The organism is Ideonella sp. FW305-24 (genome assembly GCF_058788035.1).
In genome coordinates, this window is the sequence record NZ_JBYTAI010000016.1 from 1 (window position 1) to 16,885 (window position 16,885).

At 67.0% G+C, this 16,885-nt stretch carries 16 protein-coding genes and 1 riboswitch; of the genes, 8 read left to right on the plus strand and 8 right to left on the minus strand.

Going from position 1 to position 16,885, the window contains the following annotated elements:
- The 4 genes from AC3WR5_RS28760 to AC3WR5_RS28775 all read left to right on the plus strand — a co-directional run.
- Positions 1 to 267: ExbD/TolR family protein (locus AC3WR5_RS28760; protein ID WP_492488951.1), on the plus strand; the 267-nt coding region annotated here is incomplete at its 5' end.
- Between the two features lie 181 nt (positions 268 to 448).
- Positions 449 to 1,654, plus strand: a complete 1,206-nt coding sequence (locus AC3WR5_RS28765; protein WP_492488953.1) for a hypothetical protein — start codon at positions 449 to 451, stop codon at positions 1,652 to 1,654.
- Positions 1,655 to 1,713: 59 nt separating this feature from the next.
- Positions 1,714 to 2,679, plus strand: a complete 966-nt coding sequence (locus AC3WR5_RS28770) for an MBL fold metallo-hydrolase (RefSeq protein WP_492488954.1) — start codon at positions 1,714 to 1,716, stop codon at positions 2,677 to 2,679.
- A gap of 71 nt (positions 2,680 to 2,750) precedes the next feature.
- Positions 2,751 to 3,398 (plus strand): FMN-binding negative transcriptional regulator, encoded by a 648-nt coding sequence (locus AC3WR5_RS28775; protein ID WP_492488956.1) that lies wholly within the window; start codon positions 2,751 to 2,753, stop codon positions 3,396 to 3,398.
- Position 3,399: 1 nt separating this feature from the next.
- Here the strand turns inward: AC3WR5_RS28775 and eda are convergent, their stop codons facing one another.
- The 3 genes from eda to AC3WR5_RS28790 form a co-directional block, all read right to left on the minus strand.
- Positions 3,400 to 4,023, minus strand: a complete 624-nt coding sequence (eda, locus tag AC3WR5_RS28780) for a bifunctional 4-hydroxy-2-oxoglutarate aldolase/2-dehydro-3-deoxy-phosphogluconate aldolase (protein ID WP_492489111.1) — start codon at positions 4,021 to 4,023, stop codon at positions 3,400 to 3,402.
- A gap of 55 nt (positions 4,024 to 4,078) precedes the next feature.
- Positions 4,079 to 5,908: a phosphogluconate dehydratase gene (gene edd, locus AC3WR5_RS28785; protein WP_492488957.1), complete on the minus strand. Its 1,830-nt coding sequence runs from the start codon at positions 5,906 to 5,908 to the stop codon at positions 4,079 to 4,081.
- A 226-nt stretch (positions 5,909 to 6,134) separates the two neighbouring features.
- The gene (locus tag AC3WR5_RS28790) at positions 6,135 to 6,746 is read right to left on the minus strand and encodes a nucleotidyltransferase family protein (protein WP_492488959.1); all 612 of its coding nucleotides are present in this window, start codon (positions 6,744 to 6,746) and stop codon (positions 6,135 to 6,137) included.
- Positions 6,747 to 6,906: 160 nt separating this feature from the next.
- On the opposite strand from AC3WR5_RS28790, the gene pdxH reads away from it, so the two are divergent.
- Entirely contained in the window at positions 6,907 to 7,542 is a 636-nt protein-coding gene (gene pdxH, locus AC3WR5_RS28795; RefSeq protein ID WP_492488961.1) for a pyridoxamine 5'-phosphate oxidase, read from the plus strand.
- Between the two features lie 99 nt (positions 7,543 to 7,641).
- On the opposite strand, the gene AC3WR5_RS28800 is transcribed toward pdxH, so the two are convergent.
- The 4 genes from AC3WR5_RS28800 to AC3WR5_RS28815 all read right to left on the minus strand — a co-directional run bounded on the left by AC3WR5_RS28800 (position 7,642) and on the right by AC3WR5_RS28815 (position 13,008).
- Entirely contained in the window at positions 7,642 to 9,789 is a 2,148-nt protein-coding gene (locus tag AC3WR5_RS28800; protein ID WP_492488963.1) for a TonB-dependent receptor, read from the minus strand.
- Positions 9,790 to 9,992: 203 nt separating this feature from the next.
- Complete coding sequence (locus AC3WR5_RS28805) at positions 9,993 to 10,394, minus strand: hypothetical protein (protein ID WP_492488964.1); 402 nt, start codon at positions 10,392 to 10,394, stop codon at positions 9,993 to 9,995.
- Between the two features lie 6 nt (positions 10,395 to 10,400).
- A complete protein-coding gene (gene msrA / locus AC3WR5_RS28810; RefSeq protein ID WP_492489113.1) occupies positions 10,401 to 10,952 on the minus strand; it encodes a peptide-methionine (S)-S-oxide reductase MsrA in 552 nt (183 codons plus the stop codon).
- Positions 10,953 to 11,433: 481 nt separating this feature from the next.
- Positions 11,434 to 13,008, minus strand: a complete 1,575-nt coding sequence (locus AC3WR5_RS28815; protein ID WP_492488965.1) for a UbiD family decarboxylase domain-containing protein — start codon at positions 13,006 to 13,008, stop codon at positions 11,434 to 11,436.
- 262 nt (positions 13,009 to 13,270) lie between these two features.
- Between AC3WR5_RS28815 and AC3WR5_RS28820 the strand changes: the two genes are divergently transcribed.
- From AC3WR5_RS28820 to nrdR, 3 genes are all read left to right on the plus strand, one after another.
- Entirely contained in the window at positions 13,271 to 14,245 is a 975-nt protein-coding gene (locus tag AC3WR5_RS28820; protein WP_231011798.1) for a lytic transglycosylase domain-containing protein, read from the plus strand.
- Positions 14,246 to 14,380: 135 nt separating this feature from the next.
- A riboswitch (ZMP/ZTP riboswitch) is annotated at positions 14,381 to 14,498 on the plus strand.
- A 77-nt stretch (positions 14,499 to 14,575) separates the two neighbouring features.
- The gene (gene glyA / locus AC3WR5_RS28825) at positions 14,576 to 15,826 is read left to right on the plus strand and encodes a serine hydroxymethyltransferase (protein WP_492488968.1); all 1,251 of its coding nucleotides are present in this window, start codon (positions 14,576 to 14,578) and stop codon (positions 15,824 to 15,826) included.
- Positions 15,827 to 15,951: 125 nt separating this feature from the next.
- Positions 15,952 to 16,395, plus strand: a complete 444-nt coding sequence (gene nrdR / locus AC3WR5_RS28830) for a transcriptional regulator NrdR (RefSeq protein ID WP_141287540.1) — start codon at positions 15,952 to 15,954, stop codon at positions 16,393 to 16,395.
- Positions 16,396 to 16,431: 36 nt separating this feature from the next.
- Here the strand turns inward: nrdR and AC3WR5_RS28835 are convergent, their stop codons facing one another.
- The gene (locus AC3WR5_RS28835) at positions 16,432 to 16,878 is read right to left on the minus strand and encodes a type IV pilin protein (RefSeq protein WP_492489114.1); all 447 of its coding nucleotides are present in this window, start codon (positions 16,876 to 16,878) and stop codon (positions 16,432 to 16,434) included.
- Positions 16,879 to 16,885 lie beyond the last annotated feature (7 nt).

Below are 16,885 nucleotides of genomic sequence, written 5' to 3' on the forward strand. Positions count from 1 at the left end.
AGCCAGCCGCCGCCCAAGCCGCCGGAGATCGTGCGCATCGACGTCGACTTCGACGGCACGATAGGCTGGAACGGCGAGCTGGTGCCCACCAGGGCGGACCTGCAGGCGCGGCTGTACCGGCTGGCGCAGCTGCCAGACCAGCCCGAGGTGCACCTGCGGCCCAACAAGCTGGTGACTTACAAGCACGTCGCGATGGTGATGGCCGAGGCCCAGCGCCTGGGTGTCACCAAGATCGGCATCATCGGCAACGAGCAGTTCATGGACTGAGCGGCTTGCCGGCCGGTCTGCAATCAGAACTCTCACAACACTGCCCCATGACCTTCACCAAGGTCAGCCGGCAAGTCAGACCATCGGGGCTCATCCGTCAGCGGATCGAACCCCGATGGCGTTTCTGGCTCACACCCTTCATCGAGTTTTTTTCGAGATCCCCCAGGATCCCCTGTACACCATGACCAAGCTGCGCGTTCTTGCCGCCTCCCTGCTGATGGCAGGCTGCCTCTCCACCGCCTACGCCCAGGCGCTGCGCCCCGAAGTTGCCAAGCCGCTGCAACAGGCCGGCGACATGTTGAAGGCAGGCAAGGCCAAGGAAGCCCTGGCCAAGGTGCGTGACGCCGACAACGTCGCCAACAAGAACCCGAACGAGCAACTGATGGTGGACCGCATGCGCGGCGCCGCAGCCCAGCGCGCGGGCGACAACGCCACCGCCGCCCGCTCGTTTGAAGCCGCCATCGCCTCCGGCAAGCTCTCGCAGGCCGAGCAGGCGCAGATGGCCGAGTCGATCGCCTTTGCCTACTCGCAGCTGAAGGACAACGCCAAGGCTGGCCAATGGGCCCAGAAGGCTGTTTCGCTGGGCGGAAACAGCCCGCAGCTGAAGCAACTCCAGGCCTACCTGCAAGGCCAGAGCGGCGACTACGGCGCAATTGCCAAGGATGCCGCTGCTGCAGTGTCCGCCGCCGAGCAGGGCGGTCGCAAGCCCGACGAAGGTGACCTGCTGCGCCTGGCCGACGCCTACCAGCACACCAACAACGCCGCCGGCCAGAGCGCCGTGCTTGAGAAGCTGCTGGCCTACTACCCGAAGAAGGAATACTGGGCCGCCGCGCTGGGCCGCCTGCCGCGCAAGCCGGGCTTCTCGAATGACCGCTACTCGCTGGACCTGCTGCGCCTTCGCCTGGCCACCGGCAACCTGACCAAGGCCGACGACTACATGGAAATGGCCCAGCTCGCGCTGCAGGCCGGCTTCCCCAGCGAAGGCAAGATGGTGGTCGAGAAGGGCATTGCCGCTGGTGTGCTGGGCACCGGCCCGGAAGCCGCGCGTCACAAGCGCCTGGAAGACCTGGCCATCAAGTCGGAAGCCGAAGCCAAGGCCGGGCTGGACAAGGACGTCGCCGAAGCCAAGGATGGCAACGCGATGGTGCTGGTCGGCACCCAACTGGTGTCTTTCGGCCAGACCGACAAAGGCATTGCGCTGATCGAACAAGGCATTGCCAAGGACCAGCTGAAGCGGCCCGACGACGCCAAGCTTCGCCTGGGCCTGGCACTGCTGCACAGTGGCAAGAACAAGGCCAAGGCCACGCAGACGCTGCGCAGCGTGCAGGGCAACGACGGCGCAGCCGACATTGCCCGCCTGTGGGCCTTGCTCGGCACCGGCGCCTGACAACCGACGCGCGTAAATCATTGGGCCGGGCGGGTGGTGAACCGGCAAGCTTCTTGCCCATGAACACCCCCGCTCCGCTGCCTGATTTCCTGCAAGACCTCGGCCATGGCATCTACGCCGTGGACACCGGCTTCCAACGGCCGAATTTCGACGCTGCCTACCTGATGGTCGACGATGGCCGCGCCGCCTTCATCGACACCGGCACCGGCTACGCCGTGCCGCGCTTGCTGGCCTCGCTGCAGGCATTGGGCCTGTCACCCGCACGGGTCGACTGGGTCATTCCCACCCATGTGCACCTGGACCATGCCGGTGGCGCTGGCAGCCTGATGCAGCACCTGCCCAACGCGACCCTGCTGGTGCACCCACGCGGGCTGCGCCACATGCTCGACCCCAGCGCGCTGTACCAGGGCGCACTCGCCGTCTACGGCCAGGCCGAGATGGACCGTTCCTACGGCCAGCTGGTGCCGGTGCCGGCCGAACGCGCCCGGCCCAGCTCGGACGGCCAGACCATCACGCTGGGCCGCCGCGCGCTGACGCTGATCGACACACCCGGCCACGCCCGCCACCACCATTGCATCTGGGACCCGGTCTCGCGCGGCTGGTTCACCGGCGACAGCTTCGGCCTGTCCTACCGGGAGCTGGATGTGAACGGCAAACCGTGGATCCTGCCGACCACCACGCCGGTGCAGTTCGAGCCCGACCCTGCTCGCGCGACGATCCACAGGCTGATGGCCGCGCAACCCGAGCGCGTCTACCTGACCCACTATGGCGCGCTGAGCCCGGTGGCACCGCTGGCCGAAGCGCTGCTGCGCCTGCTGGACGAGGTCGAAGCGCTGGGCCTGGCGCTGCGCCAGCATCCTGAAAGACATGCCGCGCTGAGCAACGCCCTGCTCGCGCTCTACCAGCGCGACCTGCGCGCCGCTGGCAGCACGCTGCCGGCCGAACGCGTGGCCGATTTGCTGGCGCTGGACGTGGAGCTGAATGCGCAAGGCATGGCCTGCTGGCTGGACCGGCTACCCGCCTGAGGCAGGCTTGCAGGCCTTCTGGCCTGCGCTATCGTCAGGCCCGCGCCCCACAACGCCAGCCTGCCATCGCCATGTACCAGCCTCGCCACTTCGAACAGAACGCGCCCGAACAACTCGCTGCGCTGATGCAGGCCCACCCGCTGGCGATGCTGATGCACACCGATGCCAATGGAGAGCTACAGGCCGACCCGGTGCCGCTGCTGTGGCAACCAAGCCAAACACCCGGCACCGGTTGGCTGACCGGCCATGTGGCGCGCGCCAACCCGCTGTGGCAGGCAGCCGAAGGCCAATCCGTGCTGGCGGTGTTCCAGGGCCCGCAAGCCTATGTCTCACCGAACTGGTACGCCAGCAAGCAGACGGCCGGCGGCAAGGTGGTGCCAACCTGGAACTACGCGGTGGTTCAGGCCCGCGGGCGGCTGCAGACCTTCACCGAGCGCGAGCCCCTGCTTGCGCTGCTGCATGCCTTGACCGACACCCATGAAGCAAGCCAGCCACACCCCTGGTCAGTCGACGACGCGCCGGCGGACTACGTCGACAGCATGCTTAAAGCCATCGTCGGCTTTCGCATCGAGGTGACCCAATTGCAGGGCAAATGGAAAGTCAGCCAGAACCGGCCGGAGGCCGACCGGGCCGGCGTGGCGCAAGGCCTGGCTGCGCTGCCTGAAACACCTGCACAGGCCGCGGCCATGGCCAGGCTGGTGGCAGGCAACGCGCCCTGAATCAGCGCGCCAGCGCCGAAGCTTCTTGCGCCAGGCGCGTGATGCGCGCCCAGTCGCCGGCCTTCACCGCATCAGCCGGCGTCAGCCAGGAGCCACCGCAGACCTTGACGTTGGGCAGCGCCAGGAAATCGGGCGCGGTCTGCAGGCTGATGCCGCCGGTGGGGCAGAACACGACATCCGGAAACGGGCCGGCCAGGGCCTTCAGCATCGGAATGCCGCCGGCAGCGGTGGCAGGGAAGAACTTCAGGAAACGCAGGCCATCGGCCTGGGCCATCATCACTTCGCTGGCCGTCGCCACGCCTGGCAGCAAGGGCAGCGAAAGTTCACGGCAGGCCGCGCCAACTTCCGGCGTGTAGCCCGGGCTGACCCCAAACACCGCGCCAGCCGCCTTGGCGGCACGCGCATCGTCCGCACTGCGGATGGTGCCAGCGCCGACGATCGCGCCCGGCACGGCCTTGACCATCGCCTCGATGGCCTGCAGCGCCACGGGGGTGCGCAAGGTCACCTCCAGCACCCGCACGCCACCGGCGACCAGGGCCTGCGCCAGCGGCACCGCATCGGCGAGGTTGTCGATCACGATCACCGGGATCACGGGGCCTTGGGCGGCGAGGTCCAGCGTGTTCATCATGGGGAAATCTCCTCTGGGGGACAGGTTCTGGAATGCAATGAGGACGGTGGCTTCACAGCCAGGTGCAGGCGCCCTCTTCGGCCGTGCGCACATTGCGCCGCATGCCGGCGAACAGCTCGCGGCCGAGGTCATGGGCGTGCAGCTCGGCCAGAGCGTCGCTGCGCTTTGCGGGCACGCGCGCGGCCCACTCTTCGGCCGGCACCAGGGCCTCCAGCGTGCCGGTCACCGCGTCCAGGCGCAACAGGTCGCCGTCACGCACCTTGCCCAGCGGGCCACCGGCCAGCGCTTCGGGGCTGACGTGGATGGCGGCCGGTACCTTGCCGGACGCGCCGCTCATGCGGCCATCGGTCACCAGCGCAACCTGGAAGCCCTTGCCTTGCAAAACGGCCAGCGGCGGCGTGAGTTTGTGCAGTTCCGGCATGCCGTTGGCGTGCGGGCCCTGGAAGCGCACGACGGCGATCAGGTCGCGTTCCAGCACGCCATTCTTGAAGGCTTCCAGCAGCGCTTCCTGGCTGTCGAACACGACCGCGGGCGCCTCGATGATGTGCCTGTCTTCCGGCACGGCCGAGACCTTGATCACCGAGCGGCCCAGGTTGCCTGAGAGCAGCTTCAGGCCCCCGGTCGCGGAGAACGGGGATGCGACACCGCGCAGCACGGTCTCGTCTCCGCTGGTGGCCGGCAGTTCCTGCCAATGCAGGGCTCCGGCTTCATCCAGCAAGGGCAAGCGACCGGAGGCGGCCATGCCATCGGCGTCGACTGTCGGCACGTTGCCGTGCATCAAACCGGCCCGCACCAGCTCGCGGATCACGAACGCCGGACCACCGGCGGCCTGGAACTGGTTCACGTCGGCCGCGCCGTTCGGATAGACCCGCGCCAGCAGCGGGATCACGCCGGAGAGTTCGGAGAAGTCGGTCCAGTCGATCAGGATGCCGGCGGCGCGCGCTACGGCAACCCAGTGGATCAGGTGGTTGGTCGAGCCGCCAGTGGCCAGCAGCGCGATCATCGCGTTGACGATGCAGCGCTCGTCGACCTGGTGGCCGATCGGCAGTTCGCGCTGCCGCAGTGCCAGCACGCGGCTCACCGCGTCTTCGGTCAAGGCCTTGCGCAAGGGCGTGTTAGGCGGCACGAAGGCCGCGCCGGGCACGTGCAGGCCCATGGCTTCCAGCAGCATCTGGTTGGAGTTGGCGGTGCCGTAGAAAGTGCAGGTGCCGGGGCTGTGGTAAGCAGCCTGCTCGGCTTTCAACAACTCCGCGCGGCCCACCAGGCCTTGCGCCGCCTGCTCGCGCACCTTGGCCTTGTCGCTGTTGGACAAGCCCGAGCCCATTGGCCCGGCGGGCACGAAGACGCAAGGCAGGTGGCCGAAGTGCAGCGCGCCGATCAGCAGCCCCGGCACGATCTTGTCGCAGATGCCGAGCAGCAGTGCAGCGTCGAAGGTGTCGTGCGTCAACGCAATCGCGGTGCCCATCGCAATGGTGTCGCGCGAGAACAGCGACAGCTCCATGCCGGCATAACCTTGGGTCACGCCGTCGCACATCGCCGGCACGCCACCGGCGACCTGCGCACTGGCACCGAGTTTCATCGCGGTTTCGCGGATCAGCGCCGGGTAGCCTTCGTACGGCTGGTGCGCCGACAGCATGTCGTTGTACGAGGTGACGATGCCGATGTTGGGCGCCTTCTCGGCAACGATGCGCAGCTTCTCGTTGGCCGAGGCGCCGGCCACTGCATGCGCCACGTTGGCACAGCCAAGGCGGTCCACGCCACGTGGGCGCTTGCGCAAGGCGTCAATGCGGGCCAGGTAGGCGCCACGCAGCGCGGCACTGCGGTTGCGGATGCGGTCGGTGACGGCCGCGATGACAGGGTGCAGTGAAGTTTCAGAAGTCATGGGCTATTGGCTGATCCAGGACAGAAGAAGGATTGGCTGCGGGCCGTGCCTGGCGTGCAGGCCGAGTGGCGGCACCGATGTAACCTTGGTTTTGATTATCAAGTAACTTGATTACATGGTCAAACCAAGGCCCGCACATGCAGGTCACCAGCAGCATGCATCGCGAGCGCGTGAGGATGCGGTTTCCATGCCCGCGACGCGGGCAATGCGGGCTGGCCTCAGCCTCTCAGCCTGCTGCGAGGTTGGAGCGCCAGCGGGCCCGCAGGCTGGCCAAGTCAGCCTCGGTGTCCATGTCCTGCAACACGCCTGGGTCATCGACATCGACCGGATGGGCCGGATAACGCGCCACCAGCCGGCGGGCGCCCTCTTCGCCACTGAGGCGCATCAGCTCGGAAAACAGCTCCGCGCCAAAGCCGACCGGATGGCCGCGCTGCCCGCGCAACTGAGCATAGGCCACGGCATGGTGAGACAGCGCGTTGGCCACGGCGAGCAGGGTGAGCGGCTGCACCAAGGGCATGTCGGCCGGCAGCATCAGCCAGCCGGCCGCGCCTGAGCGTGCGGCCACACCGGCGGCAATCGAGTCGCCCATCCCGCCAGGCGCCGGGCCGGTGCCGTGGCCCAGCACCACCACGTCGCGTTTCGCCACCAGGCCGGCGGCCTCGTCAGCAAAGGCAGGCGTGGTCACCACGACCACCGGCAGCCCGGTGGCAATCGCGTTGCGCACCGTGTGGCTGAGGATGGAGTGGCTGCCCAGCGGCTCGGCCAACTTGTGGCGCGGCCCCAGGTAACGGGAACCGCGGCCGGCGCCCAGCACCACCACGGCAGGAAGGGATTTCATGACGGAAAGAGGGGCGACTTTGCCCAACAAGAACGAGCCCAAGGATGAAAGCCTTGCAGCCCCCAGGCCAGTGGGAGCTTCACTTAAGGCCTCACCCTAGCGCAGACAGGCGATTTGCGGAATCGGCCATTGGAAACATGGCCACGCATACACTTTGCCGATGAGTGATCTCGCCAAATTGCGCAAGAGTTACGAGCTTGCCGAATTCGATGAAGACCAGGCCGCCGACGCGCCGCTGCCGCAGTTCCAGCAATGGCTGCAAGCCGCGCTGGACGGGGGCGTGCCCGAGCCGAACGCGATGACGCTGGCAACGGTGGGCGCTGATGGCAGGCCGTCGACCCGCATCGTGCTGATCAAGGGCGCCGACCCGCGCGGGCTGGTCTGGTTCACCAACTACGACAGCCGCAAGGGCCAGGAACTGGCACTGCACCCGTTTGCCGCGCTGCAGTTCCACTGGGTGGCGCAAGAGCGCGTGGTGCGCGTTGAAGGCCGGGTCGAGAAGGTCAGCGCCGAAGAGTCGGACGCCTATTTCCAGTCCCGGCCGCTGGACTCGCGCCTGGGTGCCTGGGCTTCGCCACAAAGTCAGGTGATCAGCTCACGCGCGGTGCTGGTGGCCAACGCCGCCAAGGCTGCGCTGAGCCACGGCCTGCAGCCCGCGCGGCCACCCCACTGGGGCGGCTACCGCCTGGTGCCGGACTGCTGGGAGTTCTGGCAGGGCCGCAAGTCGCGCCTGCATGACCGCCTGCGATACAGGATGGTCGACGGCCAGTGGCTGCGCGAACGCCTCGCACCCTAGGAATGGGGCACCCGGTCTCGCGGGATACGCGAGACCACCCGCCGGGCGGGTGCGCAGGCCGCTTGGGGCGGCCCGGCGCTGGCCTGCGCCGCCCCACGATCAGAACCTGACGCGCACCCCCGCCGAGGCTGAACGGCCCGGCAGCGGCGCCAACTCGCGCATGGTCTGGATCGAGCTGGCGCTGTAGGCCAGGGTGTTGCCCAGGTTGTCCAGCTTCAGGAACCACAACGCGTCGGTGTTGGCACCCCATGCCTGCTTGTAGCTGGCCGACAGGCTGAGCAGCGTGTAGCCGGGCGTGCGCACATCGCTCGCCGGCACCCGGTTCTGCTCGACCGCATGGCGAACCTGGGCGCCAAGCTGCCAGTTGCCCTGGTTGGCGTCCAGGCCCAGCGTCACGCGCAGCGGTGCGATGCGCGGCAGCGCCTCGCCGGTGTCGCGGTTTTCGCCGCGCGTCATGTCCAGGCCGCTGCTCAGGTCCAGCTGCCAGCCACCCAGCCGGGCAAAACGCGTGTGGCCTTCGAGCTCCACACCCCAGAGCTGCGCCCGCACGCCGCGAAACACGTACTCAGGCGAATCGCCACCGGGTTCGCCAGCCTCGTCCACCTGTCGGCCCGAGGCTTCCAGCGAGATGAAGTTGGCAAAGCGCATGCCGAACAGTTGCAGGCTCGCGCTGTCTGCCCCCTGGGCCCAGTTCAGGCCCAGGTCGGCATGCGTGCTGCGCTCCAGGCCCAGGTCGGCATTGCCACGCTCATAGGAAGCGGTGGCCACGTGCAGGCCGTTGGCGAACAGCTCGTAATAAGCCGGTGCGCGCTGGGTGTTGCCAAACGACGCGCTGACAGACCATTGCGAAGCGAGCGGCCATGTGCCGGACACCGAGGCACTCAGCGGCGTGAAGTCGCGGTTGGTGGCCGCACCGAAGCGCTTGCCCAACTGACCCTCGGCATCCGGTTGATCGCCCTCGGAATGCACGGTGGCGCGCTCGGCGCGCAGGCCCAGGCTGAGCTTGCCGCCCAAGGCATTCAGTTCCTCCAGCGCGAACAGCGCGGCATTGCGGCTGCGGGTGTTGGGCACAAAAGCCTCCTCGCCCAGCGCCGAGAAGTCCAGCGTTTCGGCCTGCAGGCCGATCACGCCCTGCGCCCCGTTGCCAAACAGGCCGCGGTGGCGCGCCTCCAGCCGCAGGTCGTTGCCACTGCTGTCGAACGTGGTGCCCACTTCGCCTGTGCCTTCGACTTCCTGGTGGCGGTAGTCGGTGTGGCCGTAGCGGAAGCTGAGCTGCTCGAAACCCAGCGCGTCAAGCTCATGTGCGCCGGCCAGGCTGAAGCGGTCACGTTTCATGTGAATGGTCACGTCTGGCTCGACGGTCACGCCATAGACATTGCGGTAGGTGTCCAGCGAGGCGCCCAGGTAGCCAGCAGCGTCGGCGTAAGACGCGCCGATGGCCCCGCCTTCTGTCTCGGCAGCGGAATTGCGCACCCTGGTGCTCGGCTCGCCTGCCTCGCCGTCTTCCACCGGCGTGAAACGCGGCACGCGCAAGTCGTCGGTCTTGCGCTTGAAGCCATCCAGGTGCCAGTTGAAGCCGCCCTGCCCGCCTTCCAGCAGGCCGGAAGCGGACTTCTCGCTCGCGGCGCCACCAGCGCGCAGTTCGACCCTGCCGCCCAGCCCGTCCAGCGCGGTGGCGGGAATGCGGTTGTCGATGGTGTTGACCACGCCGCCGGTGGCATTGCCACCGTACAGCAGCGAGGCCGGGCCACGCAGGACTTCGACACGTTCAACCACCAGTGGGTCCAGCGCCACCGCATGGTCGAAGCTCAGGTTGGATGCGTCGACCGAGGCACCGGCGTTGTCCAGCAGGCGAACGCGGTCCCCGTCCAGCCCGCGGATGGTGGGCCGGTTGCTGTTCGGGCCGTACCAGCTGGAAGACACACCGGGCAGGCCGTCCAGCGTTTCGCCCAGCGTCGGCGCCAGTCGCAGCGTGAGTTTGTCGCCTGTCAAGACGCTGGCGGCCTGGGCCGGGTCGCCACCCAGCGGGTTGCCGGTGATCACGACCTGGGTGGGGGCGCCGGCAGCGGCGGTGCCAGCCTGGTTTGGCGCAGCTGCCGTCACGGTTTGGGCCTGGGCCGCGGCGGAGAGTGCCGCCAAGGCCAGCAGCGCGGCATGGTGCAGCCGGGCCAGCGGCCAGGCGTGTGGCGACTGCTGTCGCGCGAGATGGGAGGAAGAGGAAGCAACAAGGGAAGTGGGCAGCAACATTGGAAATCCAGGGCCCGCCCCACCAGACCCGCGCGAGGCGATGGTGACGGGCAAGTCAAATCGGGTGCACGCGGGGCGCGTGCAGGCGTCGGCTCAACGACTCGCCACCGAGCAGCGACGCACAGGCCAGGGCCTGCGGCAAGGCGCAGGTCGGCATGCGCATCGGCGATGCGTGGGCGGGGAACGGAGCGAAGGGGCTGGCGTCAGGCCAGCGAAGGGGGCGCGCGGGCCTGGTAGGGCCGCTCAAGCTGCCCGTGGAGGGCGACCGGGACCACCACCGCAAGCCGGGGCGGCCGCGGGCTTTCGGCTGGCAGCGCCAGCGTGACCTGGGGCAGCAGGTCGGCGTGCAGCAGTTGATCGAGCAGCTGGCAGTCGGCATGGCCGGCTGCGTGAGACCAGAGCGTTGCGCCAAGCGATTTGGCTTGTGGCGCGGCAATCGCCTTGGCGACAAGGGCTTGCCGTGCGGCACCTCGCGGCAAGCCGTTGCCGTGCTGCAGGCTGTGCAGCGTGCCCAGGGTCTGGGCGCACAGCAGCGCAAACGCCAGTGCCAGCGCCGCCGGCCAGCTCAGCCGGACCGACCTTGGCCAGAAGCGCCTGCGGGTCATCTGCAATCAGCCACGCACCAGGCGCGTGAAGCTGCGTCGGAACTTCTCGACCTTCGGTGCCACCACGTAGGCGCAATAGCCCTGCTCCGGGTGGTTGGCAAAGTAGTGCTGGTGATAGTCCTCGGCCGGCCAGTAGCGCTTCAAGGGCTGCAGCTCGGTGACCACCGGCTTGTCGGTCGCCTGCCGCACTTCTGCCAGCACCTCGCGGCAGACCGGCAACTGGGCTTCGTCGTTCACATAGATGCCGGAGCGGTACTGGGTGCCAACGTCATTGCCCTGGCGGTTCAGCGTGGTTGGGTCGTGGATCACGAAGAAGATTTCCAGCAGCTCGCGCAGGCTGACCTGGGCCGGGTCGAAGCGCAGCTGCACCACCTCGGCATGGCCGGTCGTGCCGGCGCAGACCTGCTCGTAGCTGGGATTGTCCACCTGCCCGTTGGCATAACCGGACTGCACGGACAGCACGCCCTGAACCTGTTCGTAAACGCCTTCCAGGCACCAGAAGCATCCCCCCGCTAGCGTGATCAGCTGGGGCGCGCTCGCATCGGCGTTTGCAGGCATGGTAGACAGGGGGGAAGAGGCAAAGGCAGCGGTCATGGCGGGTCCTGTGGTGGCGCAACGCGCGCATCCGAAGCGGTGCGGCAAAACCGGCGCAAGTTGCATTTTGACGGGCTGAGGGCCCGCCGTGCCGGCTCCCCCTTATCTGAAGCCGCTGGCGGCCGGTGCAAGCCCCGGTGCAGGCCGCCAGTGCGGCACCATGAGTGCGACCCCATGAGTGCGGCAAGAAAGTGCGGCCCACAAGTACGAAGACCTCCGGCCCGTTGCCGGCCCGGAGGTCTTGTGGACGGCATTCGCCATCCAGCGAGGATCGGGCGAGAAATGGGCCCGGGCCTCAAAGACGCCGCGATGGCGTCTTCATGAAGTACCTCAGTGAAGAGGCGGGTTCAGATTAGCGCCAAGGGGGCGTAAGCGCAAGCGCGTATCCCTGCACCGGTGCCACCCATTCGTTATTTCTTGCACAGCACCCGCGGCTGGCCGATGCTCAGAGGTTGAGCTGGTCGAACAAGGCCTTCATGCGGGTCTGAACCGCATCGTCCATCGCAATCACGCGGCCCCATTCGCGGCTGGTTTCGCCAGGCCACTTGTTGGTCGCGTCCAGCCCCATCTTGCCGCCCAGGCCGCTGACGGGCGAGGCGAAGTCCAGGTAGTCGATCGGCGTCTGCTCGACCAGCGTGGTGTCGCGCACCGGATCCATGCGGGTGGTGATGGCCCACATCACGTCCTGCCAGTTGCGGATGTCCACGTCATCGTCGGTCACCACGATGAACTTGGTGTACATGAACTGCCGCAGGAAGCTCCACAGGCCGAACATCAGCCGCTTGGCGTGACCGGGGTAGGCCTTGCGGATGGAGATCAGCGCCATGCGGTAGCTGCAACCCTCGGGCGGCAGGTAGAAGTCGACGATCTCTGGAAACTGCTTTTGCAGCAGCGGCACGAACACCTCGTTCAGCGCCACGCCCAGCACGGCCGGCTCGTCCGGCGGTTTGCCGGTGTAGGTCGAGTGATAGATCGGGTCGCGCCTGTGGGTGAGCCTATCAATGCGGAACACCGGAAACCAGTCCTGCTCGTTGTAGTAGCCGGTGTGGTCGCCATACGGGCCTTCGAGCGCATGCAGGTAGCCGCCGACTTCCTTGACGGGCACACCGTGCTCGCTGTGGCCGGTGAAGCCGGCGGGCGCGGTGGGAATGTGCCCTTCCAGCACCATCTCGGCCCGCGCCGGCACCTGCAGCTTCAGGTCGCCCTCGCCGACGCTGCTGTCGGCCAGCTCGGTGCGGCCACCACGCAGCAGGCCGGCGAACTGGTATTCGGACAGGCTGTCCGGCACGGGTGTCACGGCGCCCAGCGTGGTCGCCGGATCCGCACCGAGCGCGACGGCGATGGGGAACGGCTGGCCTGGGTTGACGCGCGCAAAGTCGCGGAAATCCAGCGCGCCGCCCCGGTGCGCCAGCCAGCGCATGATGACCTCGTTGCGGGCTATCACCTGCTGGCGGTAGATGCCCAGGTTCTGGCGCAAGCGAGGTTGCGGCACGTTGCGCGGCCCGCGGGTGATCACCAAGCCCCAGGTGATCAAGGGCGCGGCGTCACCAGGCCAGCAGAACTGGATCGGCCAGCGGCCCAGGTCCACCTCGGCGCCTTGCAGCACCACTTCCTGGCACGGCGGCGAGCCGACCTTGGCCGGCTTCATGTCCCAGACGGCCTTGGCCATGTCCCACAGCTTGCCGGCTTCCCTGAGGCTTTTAGGGGGGTCCGGCTCCTTCAGCGCGGCCAGCAGCCGGCCCACGTCGCGCAACTCGTCCACCGCTTCAGCGCCCATGCCCCAGGCCACGCGCTGCGGTGTACCGAACAGATTGGCGAGCACCGGCACGTTCGGTGCTGAATGCGGCGTTATCGAGGCAAAAGCAGGCTGCTCGAACAGCAATGCGGGGCCGCCAGCGCGCAGGACCTGGTCGGCCAAGGCCGTCATTTCGAGGTGCGGCGACACAGGCGCCTGCACCCGCTTGAGCGCACCGCGCGATTCCAAAGCGCCAATGAAGCCGCGAAGATCCCGGTATTTCATATTGTTTCGTTATAAGGACTTAAGTCCTTATGGTTGACTGGTTATTTCGCCTGCCTACAATCTGCTCCATCAACCAATCCAGGTTAGCCCGCGCCCTCGCCAAGAGGCGCCGCGACAAGGCAGCCGTTCGGTCAAGTTTGCGATGCTGGCGTGCACATATGCACCGGCCCGACTTGGCAATCGATTATCGCCACCCCCAGCATCCCTGATCGGCTTCCTGCCGCAGACGCTGCGACGCGTGGCGCCCGAGGAAAGGATGGACATGTCTGAACCTTCATGGTGGCAGCGCATGGCCGACGCAGGACGCCGCAGTGCTGGCGTGTTCCTGCGCGATGTGGGGCATGGCCTGCTGGAGGTCAGCCACAACGTTTTGGCCCTGGTGGGACTGCTGGTGCTTGCCGCCATTGTCTTCACGTTCAGCCGCGCTGACCTGCGCAGCGCGACCGAGCAACGCATGTACGACTGGCTGCAGGCGCGCAACACCGCGCGCAATGCACCGGCCGAAACGGATTTCGTGGCCATGCCGGACGACCCGGACGCCGGGAACCTGGCCCGCGCGCTTGCGATGGACCCGGCGGCGCTGAACCGCCAGCAGGCCGTGGTGACGACCTGGCTGTCGCGCCGCTACCGCGTGGCGCCGGAGCCTGTCGCCCGCCTGGTGCAGGAAGCGTGGCACGTCGGCCAGCGCGCGCAGCTGGACCCGACGCTGATCCTGGCGATCGTCGCGATCGAATCCAGCTTCAACCCCTTCGCGCAAAGCCCCGTGGGCGCGCAAGGGCTGATGCAGGTCATGACTGGCGTGCACAACCAGAAATACGAAGCCTTCGGCGGCAAGCTGACGGCTTTTGATCCGGTGACCAACCTGCGGGTGGGCGTGCAGGTGCTCAAGGAATGCATCTCCCGCGCCGGTGGGCTGGAAGCCGGCCTGCGTTTCTACGTGGGCGCGGGCAACCAGGAAGAAGACGGCGGTTATGCCGGCAAGGTGCTGGCTGAACAGCGTCACCTGCTGCGCGTGGCGGCTGGCCAGAGCGTGCCGGTGACGGTGCCGAATGCCGTGATGACCGCGGCCAACAATGCGCAGGCCCTGTCGGTCGCCCCAGGCGCGGTCACGCCGCTGGCACCTGCGCTGCCCGCTTCCATGCCCGCCGCGTCGCTGCCGGTTCATCCGGATGCCCCCGGGCCGTCTGCTGCGGCCGAGCCAGCAGTTGGCCGCGCGCAAGTCGCGCTGGCAAGTTGAGTCAAATTGGCCAAGGCCGGGGCGCGTCACTGAGCCGCCCGGGCTTGCCACCAAAACGAGGCGAGCCGCTACACTAGCGGCCGTGCTGCCCAGCGTTCATTGCGCGTTTGGCTGGACCTGTTTTCTCTCTTTCTCTTCTTCACGCGCGACTGGCGATAAGGTGCCCTCACAGGGCATCCCGAGGTGGATCACCACCGGGAAGCGCGGAGCGGCCCCAGGCCGCTTGCATCAGCCGTTCGCCTGGGCAACCCTCCTCCTGCAGCGCAAGCCGAAGTCGGCCTGCAGCGGGACGGCAGGGCTCATCCGCCCCCGATTGAAGGAATGCCTCCCATGTTCGACCGCTCCGAATCGACGATTGCCAAGGTCGATCCTGACCTGTGGGCCGCCATCCAGGCTGAAAACCTGCGCCAGGAAGAACACATCGAGCTGATCGCCTCGGAAAACTACACCTCGCCGGCCGTGATGGCCGCGCAAGGCTCGCAGCTGACCAACAAGTACGCCGAGGGCTACCCCGGCAAGCGCTATTACGGTGGCTGCGAAAACGTGGACGTGGTCGAGCAACTCGCCATCGACCGCGTCAAGCAGCTGTTTGGCGCCAACTTCGCCAACGTGCAGCCCAACTCCGGCTCGCAGGCCAACCAGGCCGTGTTCTTCGGACTGCTGCAGCCCGGCGACACCATCATGGGCATGAGCCTGGCCGAAGGCGGTCACCTGACGCACGGCATGCCGTTGAACATGAGCGGCAAGTGGTTCAAGGTCGTCAGCTATGGCCTGGATGCGCAGGAAGACATCGACTATGAAGCGATGGAACGCCAGGCCCGCGAACACAAGCCCAAGCTGATCATCGCCGGCGCGTCGGCCTTCGCGCTGCGCATCGACTTCGAGCGTTTCGCCAGGATCGCCAAGGAAATCGGCGCATATTTCATGGTCGACATGGCGCACTACGCCGGCCTGATCGCCGCAGGCGTCTACCCGAACCCGGTGCCGCATGCCGACGTGGTGACCTCCACCACCCACAAAAGCCTGCGCGGCCCGCGTGGCGGCATCATCCTGATGAACAGCGAAGAGGTCGCCAAGAAGATCAACTCGGCCATCTTCCCCGGCATTCAGGGCGGGCCGCTGATGCACGTGATCGCCGGCAAGGCTGTGGCCTTCAAGGAGGCGCTGGCGCCCGATTTCAAGGCCTACCAGGAACAGGTCGCCAAGAACGCCAAGGTGCTGGCCGACACGCTGATCGAGCGCGGCTTGCGCATCGTCTCCGGCCGCACCGAAAGCCATGTCATGCTCGTGGATCTGCGCCCCAAGGGCCTGACCGGCAAGGAAGCCGAAGCCATCCTCGGCGCGGCGCACATGACCTGCAACAAGAACGGCATCCCGAACGACCCGCAAAAGCCGATGGTCACCAGCGGCATCCGCTTGGGCACGCCGGCCATGACCACCCGCGGCTTCAAGGAAGACCAGGCCCGCCAGACCGCGCACCTGATCGCCGACGTGCTGGACAATCCACATGACCAAGCCAACCTGGCCCACGTGCGCGACAAGGTTGCTGCACTGACGCGTGACTTCCCGGTCTACCGTTGAAGCAGATGGCCACCCCACGCAGGTCAGCCACCAGGACCTGTTGACGAGTTGACGCCCCACGAGCCCGCGCCCAACAGCCGGGCTCGTTTTGCTTCCAGCCAGAGCACCCCCAAGAAAGAGCCCGCATGCGCTGCCCCTACTGCAGTCACACCGAAACCCAGGTCGCCGAAACCCGCGAATCCGACGAAGGGGACGTGGTGCGCCGCCGACGCAAATGCACCAGCTGCGACAAGCGCTTCACCACCTACGAACGCGCCGAAATCGCCCTCCCGGCGATCGTCAAGCGCAGCGGCGCCCGCGTGGAGTTCATGCCGGAGAAGCTGCGCGGCTCCATGCAACTGGCGCTGCGCAAGCGCCAGGTGAGCATCGAGCAAGTGGATGCGGCCATGGAGCGCATCCAGGAAAAGCTGCTCGCCAGCGGGCTGCGCGAAGTTCCCTCAACCCGCTTGGGCGAACTGGTGATGCGGGAATTGAAGCGCCTAGACAAGGTGGCCTACGTGCGCTTCGCTTCGGTTTACCGAAGCTTTGAGGATGTGGATGAGTTCAGCAGGTTGATCAAGGAGATTTGAAGCTCCCGCTGTGTTCATCGGAACGCAGCAAGCGCCTCACTGCCAACACTGGGCCGTCATGCCGTCGCCGCCTGATTGCCCTTTCTGGCCCGCTGCGGTTAAAGAGAGCGTGCCGCACGCGTCATCTGCCTGCGCCCCTTTCGGCTCTGCCAGCAGTCTGAAGTCTTGGGGCGAGGCAATGTCTGGGTCGAGCGTGATCTCGTAATAGGTCGCAGTGCCAGATTTTGGGGACTTGTTGACTCCCGCGTCCTCTAAATTGGCGCTGGTGTAATTGTTGTGAGCCGCGTAGTAGCGTTGCAGGTATTGCACAGCCTCGTTCATCACAGTTTCTGCATCGGCCCGCCGCCCCTTCCTCATCTGGCTGGTATAGCTTGGGTAGGCGATGGCAGCCAGGATGCCGATGATGGCCAATACGATCATCAATTCGATCAGGGTAAAGCCAGCCGACCGAGCCGCAGGCTCGGGGCGAGAGAAATGCGTCATGGTGCGG

Bases quoted from the DNA above. Each gene is read 5' to 3' on its own strand.
- AC3WR5_RS28815 (WP_492488965.1), bottom strand. From the start codon at position 13,008: ATGAAATACCGGGATCTTCGCGGCTTCATTGGCGCTTTGGAATCGCGC.
- glyA (WP_492488968.1), top strand. From the start codon at position 14,576: ATGTTCGACCGCTCCGAATCGACGATTGCCAAGGTCGATCCTGACCTG.
- AC3WR5_RS28790 (WP_492488959.1), bottom strand. From the start codon at position 6,746: ATGAAATCCCTTCCTGCCGTGGTGGTGCTGGGCGCCGGCCGCGGTTCC.
- edd (WP_492488957.1), bottom strand. From the start codon at position 5,908: ATGACTTCTGAAACTTCACTGCACCCTGTCATCGCGGCCGTCACCGAC.
- AC3WR5_RS28800 (WP_492488963.1), bottom strand. From the start codon at position 9,789: ATGTTGCTGCCCACTTCCCTTGTTGCTTCCTCTTCCTCCCATCTCGCG.
- AC3WR5_RS28770 (WP_492488954.1), top strand. From the start codon at position 1,714: ATGAACACCCCCGCTCCGCTGCCTGATTTCCTGCAAGACCTCGGCCAT.
- nrdR (WP_141287540.1), top strand. From the start codon at position 15,952: ATGCGCTGCCCCTACTGCAGTCACACCGAAACCCAGGTCGCCGAAACC.
- eda (WP_492489111.1), bottom strand. From the start codon at position 4,023: ATGAACACGCTGGACCTCGCCGCCCAAGGCCCCGTGATCCCGGTGATC.
- msrA (WP_492489113.1), bottom strand. From the start codon at position 10,952: ATGCCTGCAAACGCCGATGCGAGCGCGCCCCAGCTGATCACGCTAGCG.
- AC3WR5_RS28765 (WP_492488953.1), top strand. From the start codon at position 449: ATGACCAAGCTGCGCGTTCTTGCCGCCTCCCTGCTGATGGCAGGCTGC.
- AC3WR5_RS28820 (WP_231011798.1), top strand. From the start codon at position 13,271: ATGTCTGAACCTTCATGGTGGCAGCGCATGGCCGACGCAGGACGCCGC.
- pdxH (WP_492488961.1), top strand. From the start codon at position 6,907: ATGAGTGATCTCGCCAAATTGCGCAAGAGTTACGAGCTTGCCGAATTC.
- AC3WR5_RS28805 (WP_492488964.1), bottom strand. From the start codon at position 10,394: ATGACCCGCAGGCGCTTCTGGCCAAGGTCGGTCCGGCTGAGCTGGCCG.
- AC3WR5_RS28835 (WP_492489114.1), bottom strand. From the start codon at position 16,878: ATGACGCATTTCTCTCGCCCCGAGCCTGCGGCTCGGTCGGCTGGCTTT.
- AC3WR5_RS28775 (WP_492488956.1), top strand. From the start codon at position 2,751: ATGTACCAGCCTCGCCACTTCGAACAGAACGCGCCCGAACAACTCGCT.